General features: G+C 70.8%; 12 protein-coding genes. 1 reads left to right on the top strand and 11 read right to left on the bottom strand.

Going from position 1 to position 12,090, the window contains the following annotated elements; translation table 11 throughout:
- Window positions 1-88: 88 nt before the first annotated feature.
- Window positions 89-766 (top strand): hypothetical protein, encoded by a 678-nt coding sequence (locus tag ACZ6NZ_RS07300; protein ID WP_465856649.1) that lies wholly within the window; start codon window positions 89-91, stop codon window positions 764-766.
- Window positions 767-851: 85 nt separating this feature from the next.
- On the opposite strand, the gene ACZ6NZ_RS07295 is transcribed toward ACZ6NZ_RS07300, so the two are convergent.
- The 11 genes from ACZ6NZ_RS07295 to ACZ6NZ_RS07245 form a co-directional block, all read right to left on the bottom strand.
- Window positions 852-1,775 carry a peptidase inhibitor family I36 protein gene (locus ACZ6NZ_RS07295; RefSeq protein WP_465856647.1) on the bottom strand — a complete coding sequence of 308 codons (924 nt, stop codon included), beginning with the start codon at window positions 1,773-1,775 and terminating at the stop codon, window positions 852-854.
- 6 nt (window positions 1,776-1,781) lie between these two features.
- Window positions 1,782-2,666 (bottom strand): peptidase inhibitor family I36 protein, encoded by an 885-nt coding sequence (locus ACZ6NZ_RS07290; protein ID WP_465856645.1) that lies wholly within the window; start codon window positions 2,664-2,666, stop codon window positions 1,782-1,784.
- A 31-nt stretch (window positions 2,667-2,697) separates the two neighbouring features.
- Window positions 2,698-3,561, bottom strand: coding sequence for a peptidoglycan-binding domain-containing protein (locus tag ACZ6NZ_RS07285; RefSeq protein WP_465856643.1), 864 nt, complete (start codon window positions 3,559-3,561; stop codon window positions 2,698-2,700).
- Between the two features lie 206 nt (window positions 3,562-3,767).
- Window positions 3,768-4,703 (bottom strand): NBR1-Ig-like domain-containing protein, encoded by a 936-nt coding sequence (locus tag ACZ6NZ_RS07280; protein ID WP_465856641.1) that lies wholly within the window; start codon window positions 4,701-4,703, stop codon window positions 3,768-3,770.
- A gap of 163 nt (window positions 4,704-4,866) precedes the next feature.
- Window positions 4,867-6,906, bottom strand: a complete 2,040-nt coding sequence (locus ACZ6NZ_RS07275; RefSeq protein WP_465856639.1) for a hypothetical protein — start codon at window positions 6,904-6,906, stop codon at window positions 4,867-4,869.
- Window positions 6,907-7,079: 173 nt separating this feature from the next.
- Window positions 7,080-7,226 (bottom strand): hypothetical protein, encoded by a 147-nt coding sequence (locus ACZ6NZ_RS07270; protein WP_366609120.1) that lies wholly within the window; start codon window positions 7,224-7,226, stop codon window positions 7,080-7,082.
- Between the two features lie 124 nt (window positions 7,227-7,350).
- Complete coding sequence (locus ACZ6NZ_RS07265) at window positions 7,351-7,992, bottom strand: GNAT family N-acetyltransferase (RefSeq protein ID WP_465856637.1); 642 nt, start codon at window positions 7,990-7,992, stop codon at window positions 7,351-7,353.
- Between the two features lie 96 nt (window positions 7,993-8,088).
- The gene (locus ACZ6NZ_RS07260) at window positions 8,089-9,018 is read right to left on the bottom strand and encodes an ABC transporter ATP-binding protein (protein WP_465856635.1); all 930 of its coding nucleotides are present in this window, start codon (window positions 9,016-9,018) and stop codon (window positions 8,089-8,091) included.
- Window positions 9,015-10,004, bottom strand: coding sequence for a FecCD family ABC transporter permease (locus tag ACZ6NZ_RS07255; protein WP_465856633.1), 990 nt, complete (start codon window positions 10,002-10,004; stop codon window positions 9,015-9,017). Before ACZ6NZ_RS07255 ends, ACZ6NZ_RS07260 begins: the two co-directional genes overlap by 4 nt.
- A 110-nt stretch (window positions 10,005-10,114) precedes the next feature.
- Complete coding sequence (locus ACZ6NZ_RS07250; RefSeq protein WP_465856631.1) at window positions 10,115-10,903, bottom strand: class I SAM-dependent methyltransferase; 789 nt, start codon at window positions 10,901-10,903, stop codon at window positions 10,115-10,117.
- Entirely contained in the window at window positions 10,900-11,901 is a 1,002-nt protein-coding gene (locus ACZ6NZ_RS07245) for an ABC transporter substrate-binding protein (RefSeq protein ID WP_465856629.1), read from the bottom strand. Before ACZ6NZ_RS07245 ends, ACZ6NZ_RS07250 begins: the two co-directional genes overlap by 4 nt.
- Window positions 11,902-12,090 lie beyond the last annotated feature (189 nt).

Raw genomic sequence — 12,090 nt, 5'->3', positions numbered from 1 at the left:
ACGGGCGGTAATATCGTCGGCACCCAGCAGATCGGCGCGAGCATCGATGGGTGCTCGTCCCGGGCCGACAGCAGGACGGTGGAGCGGCGTGACCGGTTCGCAGAGATTGGCGCGACTCCTCGTCGTGGTCGTCGGCAGCCTGGGCGGGCTGACCGGGTGCACTGGCGAGCCGGGCCCACCACCGGCCGACCCGACGCCACTGCCATCCGCGTCGGCAGTGGCCAGCCCGACCTGGCCGCCACCGCGCCCGGTCATCAGGACCGACGAGGAGGCGTGCGGCGGCTCGACCTTCAACCCGAAGGCGGTACGCCCCTACAACCCGGACGGTCCGGCCTACGCCGGGCCTCCCATCCACCTGGCGGCGCTGTTCGTCATGCACTCGCACGCCCCCGGTGATCGGGAGTCCGTGCTGCCCAACACCTGGCAGGCGCAACGGCATCCGGGCATGTACCCACAGCAGTACACCCAACTCGTCGTCTGCGAGTACTTCGACGACGACCATCGGAGCAAGAAGGTCGAGACGTGCACCTACCGCAGCAGCTCCGGCGGGAGGACGACCGCCGACCTGCGCTCGGCGCGCTACACCTACCGGGTCTTCGAGGCCAAGACCGCCAAGCTGGTCAGCCAGTTCTCACTACCGGGCAAGGTGAACTCCTGCGCGGCGATCCTCCGCGGCTCGACGGGCGGCACCTATTACCAACTGGTGCTCAACGACGACCTCACAGCGAAACTGCGTCCTCTGGTCCTGGCCCGTCGACCGGGCTGAGCGTGGGCCACAGAGGTGGGTCCCGTACCCACGGGCCCGCTGCCCGCCGCGGATCTGCGGCGGGCAGCGAGGTTGGTGCGTGATCTCAGGAGAGGGCGATGTCGCGGTAGTAGTAGCGAAGGATCGCCTGGTAGGTCCTGCCCTCGTTGGCGAGGTCACGCGAGCCATACTGCGACATCCAGTCCCCGTCCACCCAGCCACCGCACGCGGTGGTCGTCGCACAGTAGTGCGCCCGCAGGATGTTGCCGCTCCGGGTCATCCGGGCCGACCAGGTCCGGTCCACCGCGGCGGACGTCGACGACTGCGCCGACGACGGCCGGTAGACCTGGTCGCCGGTGTCGTCACGGACGTCGTAGCACTGGCCACCGGGCGTCTTGCGGGTCGAGTGCAATGCCCAGTACCAGGCGTAGCTCTTGACGGCCATCGCACCGGCGTCAAGCGAGGCGGCCGGCCAGCTCGTGATCCACTCGTTCGGCAGGACGTTCTTGACGTACGTCTTGAACTCGACCCGATCGACTCGCCCGAGACCGACCCGGTAGACGAGGATGCTGCTCGGCAGCTTGCTGTTGGTGCCGTCGGTGCTACAGCCCGTCGGCCCGCTCAGCAACTCGTGCGAGGCGTTGTTGTTCTTCAGCGTGGCGTTGAGGTTGCCTTTCGCGCCGGCCGTGAAGTCCTGGCTCGCACCGACGAAGTTGCTGTTGAAGTAGACCCGCACGGTCTTGCCGGTGCGGTTCCACACCGACGCCGCGTTGTTCTTCACGCACAGGCCCTTGCCGCTGCCGGCGCCCTTGAAGTCGTAACAGGTCGGTTGGGTCGTTCCGTAGTCGTCGAGTGAGTCGGTGAAGTCGGAGACCGAGCCGGCCTGGTTGCTGTTGTAGAAGTAGCAGAACTCGCCGCTGTCGCAGGTTCCGTCCCGTGCGGCCGCCGCTGCCGGCGAGGCGACACTGAGGATCGAGGTGGACATGGCGAGGACGGCGCCGAGGACGGCGAGACCCTTGCGAAGATGCACGGCGTCCTACCTCTCGTTGTAGCCCTGCGCGTTCCAGAACGCGGTCGGGTCGGCGTTGTCCAGGGTGGGATCGCCGACGCTGACGGCCGCGTGGGTCTGCCGGCCAGCCCGGACCTCGACGTGGGTGTGCGCGCCCGAGCTGGAGGACACCCCGTGCCACGACTCGTCGGCGATGATCTCGCCCTTGCTGATGGCGTCGCCCACGCCCACCCCGGACCTCGGCGCGGTGTGCAGGTAGATCACCGTCTTGTTGAGCGAGGAGTTGTAGACGGAGATCGTGGACAGACCGCCGCTGCCGGTGTTGCCCCGCGCGACGTAGGTGACCGTTCCGGAGACCAGGGCGCGCACGTCCGAGCCGACGCTGCGGGCGATGTCGATGCCCTCGTGCCGGCCGGGCGTGGTGGTGTACCCGTCGAAGGCGCACGTCACCGCGCCGCCGCTGGCCTGGTAGAGGGCGTACGACAGGTTCGTGCGCGCCGACGGCGAGAACTGGTGTGAGGCGTTGTTGTTCTTCAGCGTGGCGTTGAGGTTCCCCTTCGCGCCGGCCGCGAAGTCCTGGTAGGAACCGGCGTAGCCGCTGTTGTAGTAGACGCGAACGGTCTTGGTGCTGCGGTTCCAGACCGAGGCGGCCTCGTTCTTGATGCACAGGCCCTTGCCGGCACCGGCGCCCTTGAAGTCGTAGCACGAGGGCTGCTCGGTGCCGTAGTCGTCGAGCGAGCCGGTGAAGTCCGAGATCGATCCGGCGTTGCCGCTGTTGTAGTAGTAGCAGAACTCGCCACTGTCGCAGACCCCGTCTCGGGCCGCCGCCGACGCGGGCGATGCGGCGCTGAGGATCGATGTGGTCGCGGCCAGCGCGACGCTGACGGCGGCGAGGCTCTTCCGGATGTTCATGGTGTCCTTTCCCAAACGATGGGGGTGCGGGTCACTGCCCGCGCTGGTACTGCTCCCAGGTCTTGATCGGGACCCGGGGGCCGTCGTCCGGCCCCTGGTTGGCCAGGCCGTTCATGCCCAGGTAGTAGTCGCCGACCTGGTGCTGCGCCTGGGTGGACAGGTCGGTGTCGTTGATCGCCGTGGCGTGGATGTGCCACGGCCAGTCGCCCTGACCCGGGTTGCGCACCCACGCGGCGAAGCCGACCTGACGCAGGGCGCGGGCGATGGCGGTACGCCTGGCCGCGGTCATGCCGGTGACCGCGATGTCCACCACACCCCCGCCGTCGTGCGTACCAGCTGAGGTGGGGTCGCCCCCGGGGTTGTAGGAGCCCTGGTCGAGCACCAGGGAGTAGCCGAGCAGACGCTGCGCCTCGGCCAGCATGGCCTGGGTGCGGGCGTTGACGACGTACCCGTCGCGCGGGACCTTCGCGCCCGGGCCGATCGTGTTGCCGACTGTGTAGCGGTTCAGCCCGAGCCTCGTCAGCGACGTCGTGCCGGGCAGCCCGTTGGCAGCCAGCCCGGTGTAGCCGAGTGAGCGTTGGTACGCCGCGTACGCCGAGACGGTCACGGTCCCGAAGTAGCCGTCGACCCACTGTGCGGTCAGCAGGCCCTGCGCCTGGAGCGCCTGCTCGACGGCGAGCACGGAGTTCTTCGCGCCCGGGGTCAGCGTGTTGTCGGCGCGGCGGGGGTCGATCTGGGCGGCCAGGACGGTGGCCTCCATGTCCACGACCGGCCGCGCGGCCGTGGTGACGGGTCGCTGCGCTGCGGCGCCGGATGTCGCGGCTCCGGCGTGGGCCGGAACGCCGACGGCCACGCAGAGCGCGGCGAGCCCGACGGACAACCAGGGACGGCGCACTGTCGATCCTCCTCGCGATTGGTGAGTCGATCGGAACGGACATCACCTTGCGAGACTCGGCGTGCTGTTCGGTACCCCTGCTGTGCTGTCAGATCCGTCAGATCGTCGCCGACCTCGATGGATGTGGTGTTGTCAGATCCCGCTGGCGTCCGGGCTGACATCGGGCGACCGCACTCCGGCACCGGCCGAAGCGACCGGGAGCGCGTTCAGGCGGTGACGGTGACCATGAAGTACACCGGTCGGCGGGTGGGGAAGTACTCCTGCCCGTTCTCGTCGACCATCTTCCAGCTCACCCAGCACTTCCCGGGGCGGCTGGGCGCGGTGACCTCGACACTGATCATCACCTGCTCGTCCGGTGGTGTGTCACCGATCGCCACCCGATCCGGCACCTGGCAACCGTCGGCGTCGGCGGTCGGGTTGGTCCGCGCCAGGAAACGGTTGTGCCAGGCCACCTTCCCCACGTTCTTGAGCGCCCACACCTTGACGAACTGGGAGTTCACCCGCACCCGGGTGCCGTCGGGGACGGTGACGTCGGCGATGAACGTGCTTGAGTCGCCGGGGATCAGCGAGTCCGAGAACGCCGACGGCGACGGTGTGGACGACGCCGCCACGGTGCCGGGAGCGTCCCGGGACGACCGGCCGCGGACGACGACGCCCAGCACGGCGACCATCGCCACCACCAGGACCACAGCGGCGGCGGCGAGCCACGGCAGCCGGCGCCGAGGTCCCCTCGCGACGTCCTGGTCGGTGGGTGGGTGGTCGGTGCCCCGCAGCGGGTTCTGCCGCTCCGGCGACGGCACGGGAACCACAGACGCGACGGGCCCGGTCGCCTCCGGGGTGGTATCGCCGTCCTCCGAGCCGGGACCGGACGCGGGACGCTGCGCGTCCTCCCAGCGATGCCGCCACTGGGCCTCGTCCGCGTCGCAGGCTCGGACGAACTCTCGGACCGTTTCCCAGGAGGGGAACCTGGTGCCGGCGGCGGCCTCGTGCAGCGTGGTGTGCGAGATCCGGCCCGAGCGCCCGGCCATCTTCCGGAACGACGGGTCACCCACGCTGGTCCGCAAGGTCCGAAGCTGCTCGGCGAATCTCTCGGTCGCCTGTCTGACCTGAAGCGACTGGGCGGCGGCACGCTGATCCTTCATCACTCCCCCATGTCAGACGACGTCGTCAGGCGCTGTCAGAGCGTGCCAGAGGGTACCGATCGGGACAAGGCCGCCATCGATGCGGTCCATCGACGACGCCGGGCCCGCGCCCAACGAACGCTTCACCCGCCCGCCGGGGTGGTAGGCCCCGGCGGGCCGGGCGTCACGGGCAGGGTGTCCGCGCACAGACGTCGATGACCTTGCCGGTGAGCAGGAAGACCGCCTTCTGTTTCTGGGCTCCGGCCTGGGCGCGGGGGAACTCGTGTGGATCGTCGCCGTACTCCGGCCCGGCCGGGGCGAGGTTGGTCGGTGGCGGCGCGTACGCGACGCCGCTGTTCCAGACGACCATCGCCGAACCGGTGTACGGGTAGCGGCGGATCGGAGTGATGCCCCAGTACGGCCGCACGTCCAGTGACCAGCCGTCGGCGAGCGCGGGGGTGTGCAGGCGCGCGCCGATGGTGCGCGCCTGCACCTCCGCGGCGGCGGGCGAGACCTGCTGGTCAGCGAAGGCCACGTGCATGAGCACCTGGTGCGCCGGGGTACGCGGCAGCGGCCGGTCGGTCATGTGCTGGGCGTACCCGTTGGCCTCGGACCGGTCCCACAACATCTGCAGCAGCGCGAGGACCAGCTGTTGGTCGACCTTGTCCGGGTAGTAGCCGTCCAGCACCGTCTGGAACGGCGCGAAGTCCACGCTGCGTTGCAGCAGTGTGGAGTAGTTCATCGCCGGTACGCCGAGCACCGACCGGGTCCAGTCCTGGGCGATGGCGGTGAGGGCACCTCCGTTGATGCCGCCCTGGCTGTTGCCGTCGTAATGCAGCCCGCCGACGCGATCGATCAGGGGCCGGGCGGTGGCGTCCCGAAACGCCGGGTGGGCGGCGAACCCAGCCGGGTGGATCATCGCGCGACCCAGGAAGAGGAAGTTCAGGAAGCTCTGCTGCAACCGGTCCGCCACCGCGGGAAAGACGCTGAGGTCGGTGAACGCGTCGGCCACAAAGGGAACGTCGGCGGCGGCCATGCCGATCCAACTGGTCGCGCAGAAGGTGAAGTTGTGGGTGTTCGACATCGTCCTGACGTTGCCGGCGTTGATCTCGGTCGGCCGTCCGAGCAGTCCGTGGCCGTAGAGCGAGAGGTGGGCCGGCCGCGCGGCCGAGGCGCTGCGCGGGATGTTGCAGACGAAGTCGGCCGCCAGCGTCGCGCCGGACGGTGTGGGCAGGGCGTTCGGCGTGGGCGGCGTCCCGGCGCCGCCGGCGGGCCCGTAGTGCAGGCGGGAGCCGGGCCCGCCGTCACCACTCAGATAGGACGGTACGCCGACCGTGCCGGTCACCTGCCGGGCGATCAGCGGATCCTGCTCCGGTGAATAGTCGGTCACCTGGGTGACGGTGACCGGCGGCGCGGCCCGGCCGAGGTCGGCGAACGCGTCGTCCCGGACCGCCACCATCCGCCCGGTCAGCCCGTGCCGACTGGCCACCGTGAAGTCCCAGGCCAGATAGAGGTTGTGCCGCTTGACGCCGGCCCGGCCCAGCTCGCCGACGATCCGCCTCAGGTGCGGCCCCCGCGCGTCGCGCTGCTGGGAACCGGCACCGGTCAGGTACGCCGTGAACGTCTTCGGCGCCGGGATCGACGCCCCGTTGCCGTCCCGCAGGCCGCGCAACCCGACGACGTAGCGGGTGCTCTCGGTCAGCGCCACCGCCGGCCGGATGATCAGCAGTTGCCGGTCGGGCTGACCGGTGGCGTGCGCGTCCACCTCGGCCCAGTACGGCGTGCGCTCACCGGTCCGGGTGTTGAGCAGCACGATCGGCGCGTTCGGGGCCAGCGAGCGGCCGATGTCGGTGACCGGAGCGATCCCGCTCGCCGCGGCGTCGAGGCCGGGTACGCGCACCAGGATCGGTGAGCCCGGACTGAACCCGTCCTGCCGGTTCCACTCCGTCGGGTCGATCGGGGTTCCCTGCACGTTGGCGGGCATCGCGGCGGCGGAGAACCGCACCCGCTTGCCGGTGGGGCTGCTCCGGTCCGCCACGGTGAAGTAGTCGTTCGGGAACGGCAGCAGGCACGCCGCCGGGTCGATCGGGTCGCAGGACGGGTGCCCACCCGGTGCGGGCGTCGTCGGCGGCGCGGCGGGGGCCGCCGTGCCGAGCAGGACGGCACCCGCCGTCACCAGCACGGACAGGGCGAGACGGAGCCCTCTGGAGGTGGTCACACGCATCTCCTTCGACGCTGGACGGCGGATCGACGGGTGGTGTCCTTCCTACGCTTGTGAAACAAGCTCAGCAAGCATCGATGTGTCCGCCAGTGACCTCGCCCGACACAGGCCGGTGGCCGGCAGCCCACAGACTCTGGCTGCCGGCCACCGGCCGCGCGACGACGCCTCACAGAAGGTCAGTCGGTGATCACCGGCCAGGCGTAGGCGAGCAGGGCACAGGCGGCACCCAGAAGCGCGAGCGAGACACCCCTCGTGGGCAGCGGCAGGGCGGCGAGCACGATCAAAATGACGGCGACGACGTAGAGAAAAGCCTGGGCCGACATGGTGTTCTCCTCGATCAGGGGTAGAGGGCGGTTGCCTTCGTCCGCCGGGATGCCCCCGGGAGTGATCGCGGAAACCATCCCGCTGATCACGGTTCGGCCCACAGTGGTTCGTCCGGTGCACTGTCTAGGTCGCGAGGAGGAGCGCTTCGGCGCCCACTGGTCGAAAACCCGCCGCCTGGAAGGCTCGCACGCTGCGCGCGTTGCCGGCGGCCTGCTGGGCCCAGACCGGCTGGCCGTCGGGCACCAGGTGTCGGGCGGCCGTCGCCAGCGCCCGCCCGAGGCCCCGGTGGCGACGCTCGTCGTCGACCTCGATCGCCGCCTCCCAACGGCCGGCCACCCCTCGGCCGAGGACGACGACCCCGCCGTCGGTGGCCCAGACACGGACCTCGTCACGGCGACGGCGAGCCCTGACCTCGCGAGGATGACCCGCGTCCGCCAGCACGGTCAGCGGCAGTGCAGGTGGTCCGTCAAGGCTGCTCGCCACGGTCAACAGGTCGATCGTGTCCATGGAGCGCCGGGTGTGGTCGAGCAGCGCACCCAGGAAACGCGGATTCATCGTGGCCGCCAGCGGGTCGCAGTCGATGGTCGCCAACGTCCGGCGTACCCACTGGGGGTCCTCGTCGGTGAACACCACCGAATGCCCGGTGAAGGCGATGACTCCGGCGTCCCGGCGGCTCGGCTGTGGCACCACTGTGGTCCCGCCGTCCGGTGGCGGGAAGGACCCGTGCGCCGCCGCGTCCAGGATGTCGGTCAACGTGCTGCCCAATGTCGCACTCTCCTCGGTCCCCCGACCGCGCGGCTGCCGAGAGCGGACGCGGCAGTGCGCTTCCCCGCCCGTTGCACCGCGCGGACCAAACAGTGTTCAGACATCCTGCCGCCTGAGGCCCGCAGATGGGTGCCGCGATGTCGGGGCCCGCGCCTCGTCAGCTCCGTCGGCGCCTGTCGCCTGACCCCGGTACCAGATCCGGGGCCGGCCGCCAGCGGCGATGTCGATGTCAGCGCGCACCTGGTAGACCTGCTCGATCCGGCTCGTGGTGAGAACCTCGACGGGCGTACCCGCCGCGACCACCCGCCCGTTCTGCAGGAGCACCAGCCGGTCGCAGTACTGCGCGGCCAGATTGAGATCGTGCAGGGTCACCACCACGGTGCTCGGCGACTCGGCGAGGAATCGCAGCAGCTCCAACTGATGCCGGATGTCCAGATGATTGGTCGGCTCGTCGAGCAGCAGCAGATCCGGTTCCTGCACCAGAGCGCGGGCCAGATCCACCCGCTGCCGCTCACCACCGGACAGGCTGGACCAGCGCCGCTGCTCGAACCCGGTCAGGCCGGCCTCGGCGAGCGCCCGCCGCGCCAGGTCCAGATCCGCGCCGCCGACCCCGGCGAGACGCGGCCGGTACGGGGTCCGGCCCAGCAGGACCACCTCCAGTGCGGACATCTCCACGTCGGTGGCCGCCTGTTGGGTGACCACAGCGATCCGCCGGGCCCGCGCGCGCCGGGGTATCGCGTCCAGCGCGACGTCGTCGAGCAGCACCCGCCCGGACTCCGGCCGCGTCAGCCCGGCAAGCAGCCGCAGCAGGCTCGACTTGCCGGAGCCGTTCGGCCCGAGCAACCCGACCGTGGCGCCCGGTTCGGCGGTGAGCGCCACCCCGACCAGGATCCGTACGCCGGCCACGCCCCACCCGATGCCGTCCGCGTCCAGCCGGGCCGGCAACGCTCCCGCCGGGTACGGGTCGTTGCCGGTCGCCGGTCCACTGCCGACCACTCCCCGGCCGGCGGTGCCCGGCGCGATCACGGCGCACTCGTCCGGCGTCGCATGACCAGCGCGAACACCGGCACCCCGAGCAGCGCGGTGAGCACGCCCACCGGCAGCTCCTGCGGCGAGAAGACGGTCCGCGCCACGGTGTCCGCCCAGACCAGGAAGATCGCACCGATCACCGCGCAGGCGGGCAGCAATGTGCGATGCGGCGAGCCGAACAGGAACCGTACGGCGTGTGGCACCGTCAACCCGACGAAACCGATGGCACCGCTCGCCGCGACGAGCGCGGCTGCCATCAGAGCGGTGACCGTGAACAGCAGCAGCCGGGTGCGTCCGGGCGAGAAGCCGAGCGAGCGGGCGGTGTCGGTGCCGAACGCGAACGCGTCCAGCGCCGTAGCACTGGCCCAGCAGACCAGCAGGCCGACGCCGACAGTCACGGCGCTCAGCGTCACCGACGCCCAGGAGGCCGCCGTCAGCGAACCGAGCAGCCAGAACGTCACGCTACGGGTGTCCTGGGTGTGCGCGTCGGAGATCACGATCAGGCTGGTGACCGCGCTGAAGAGCTGCGAGACGGCCACCCCGGCGAGAACGATCCGGGTCGGCTCGCCGGCCCGCCGGCCGGCCAGCAGCAGCACCGCGCCGAACGCGGCCATGCTGCCGACGAACGCGCCGGTGGTCAGGTCGACCGGGCCGCCGCCGATCCGGATGCCGAGTACCAGCACCGCCACCGCCCCGGTGGAGGCGCCGGACGAGACACCCAGCAGGAACGGGTCGGCCAGCGGGTTACGCGTGAGCGCCTGAAGGACCGCCCCGCACACCGCCAGACCGGCACCGACCAACGCGGCCAACAGCACCCGGGGTAACCGGAGATCCCACACGATGCTGTCCGGCAACGGCGGTAGGGGCTGGACCGGGAGGCCCAGGTGGCTGGCCACCGCGCGCAGAACGCTGTCGACCGGCAGGTCGGCCGAACCCACGCTGACCGCCGCCACGATGGTGAGCAGCAGCAGGAGCAGGGCCACCGGCAGGACGTACCGGCCGTTTCTCGAGATGCTGGTAGCGGATGGCGAGTCCCGTCCCGTCGACGCGAGCGGGCCGCTCGCCGAGACGAGGGATCGTGCGGCTCGGGCGTTCATCGGCGGGCGAACACCACGTAGTCGTCGAGGTACTGCCAGACCGTGCCGACCTCGGCGAAGCCAGCCGCGCGAAGGGCAGCCAGGTGGAATTCCAGTGACGCTGGGGCCGGCGGCGGTCGGTCGGCGAACCGCCGTTCCCGCTCGGCGACCAGCCCGGCCAGATCCGGGTGTCGGGTCGCCTCGGCGTACCAGGCGGAGTAGGTGAGCGCTCCGGCGGCGAATCTCTCCCGCTGCACCTGGGCGTCGTGCCGACCGGCGATGTCACGCAGGGTGGGCGCCGATTCGTCGTAGCGGAGGTGATCGGCGTTGAGCAGCACACCACCGGCGGGCAGCAACCGCGCCGCGACGGTGTAGACCCGCAGCAGTTGCTCCGGCGCGAGCCAGTGCAGTGCCGTCGAGGTGAGCACGGCGTCGATCCGCCGTCCGGTCAGCGCCTGCTCCCAGCCGTCGGCCACCAGGTCGACGTCGTGGACCTCGACCCGTGCGGTGTACCGGTCCAGAGCACGCCGCGCGACTGTCAGCAGGATCGGGTCGTAGTCGACAGCGACGGCGGTGGCGCGGGGGAATCGGGTCAGGAAACGGTCGCTGATCGCACCGGGACCGCAGGCCAGATCGAGGATCGCGAGGTTGTCCGGGCAGTGCAGCCGCAGCACGTCGGCCATCGCGTCGAATCGCAGGTCGCGGTGGGCCACGTAGGCGGACTGCTGGTCGTTCCAGAGTTCGAGCAGGCGGCGGGCGCTCGACTGGTCCAGCACGTCGACGTCGACGTCGGCCGGCGGGGTCATCGGGCGGTCCCGTGCAGGTCGGCCCCGACCAGTTCCGCCGCCTGGACGCTGCGGATCGACGGATCCATCGACGAGCCGGGCACCGTGACGAACCGTCCGGCGACCACCGCGTCCAGCTTCGACGTCACCGGGTTTCGGCGCAGGAAATCGATCTTCGATTGGGCACTGTCGCCGTCGCCACCCCGGGTCAGATCGGCCAACACGATCACCTCCGGGTTGCGTTTGGCGATCTCCTCCCAGTTGCCGGCCGGCCACTTCTGGCTGGCATCCGTGAACGTGTTGCGGGCGCCCAGCAGCGAGCTGATCGCGTCCGGAACCCCGCCGTGCCCGGCCACGTACGGGGTGCTCGTTCCGGAGTAGTACCAGAGCAGTGACGGGCCGGCGTTCGGCGCGGCCGTTGACGCCGCACCTCGGGCGGCGTCCAACCGACTCTGCTGGTCGTGGATCAGCCTGTCGGCCCGCTCCGGGACGCCGAAGACGCCGGCGATGTCGCGGATCTCATCGAAGATCCCGTCGAAGGTGACCGTCTGGGTCGCGTCCGCCGGCTTCTCGCAGGCGAATTCGGAGAGGTACGCCGGTACGCCGAGCGTGGCCAGGTCGGCACGCGAGCCGGCGGCGTCCGACGCGTACGCGGAGGTGTAGGTCGAGTAGACGAAGTCCGGGTTCGCCGCCCGTACCGCCTCCCGGGACGGGTAGAGCTTGGCCAGCACCGGCACCTTCTCGTAGGCGGGGCGCAGGTCGGGCAGCACCGGGTCGGTCTGGTAGCTGGTGCCGGCCATCCGATCGGCGAGACCGAGGCTGAGCATGATCTCGGTGGCGTTCTGTTCCAGTGCGATCGCTCGCTGGGGTGGCGCGGTGACGCTGACCGGCAGTCCGCAGTTGGTCAGGTGCACCGGGGTGGCCAGGTGGCCCTGCGCTGCTGGTGCGGCTCGGCCGTCGGAGCAACCGGTGGCGGCCAGGACCAGACACAGGCCCGCCTTAACGAAAACGGTTTTCATGAGCGGGAACATATCAACAGCGCTTCCGCGGCCCGGCAGGCGGGGTGCGACGCGCCGACCCGCGGAGAAGGCCGCACCGGCTCCCGCCGGTCCGGTCCGGTCCGGCCGACGCCGACGCCGACGCCGACGCCGATGCCGATGCCGATGCCGATGCCGATGCCGATGCGCCAAGGGTGTGACCCGACGCCC

The sequence above is a fragment of the Micromonospora sp. NPDC047756 genome (assembly GCF_055587245.1).
Note: the sequence above shows the minus strand (reverse complement) of the source record. Positions and strands in the feature narration are given on the sequence as shown.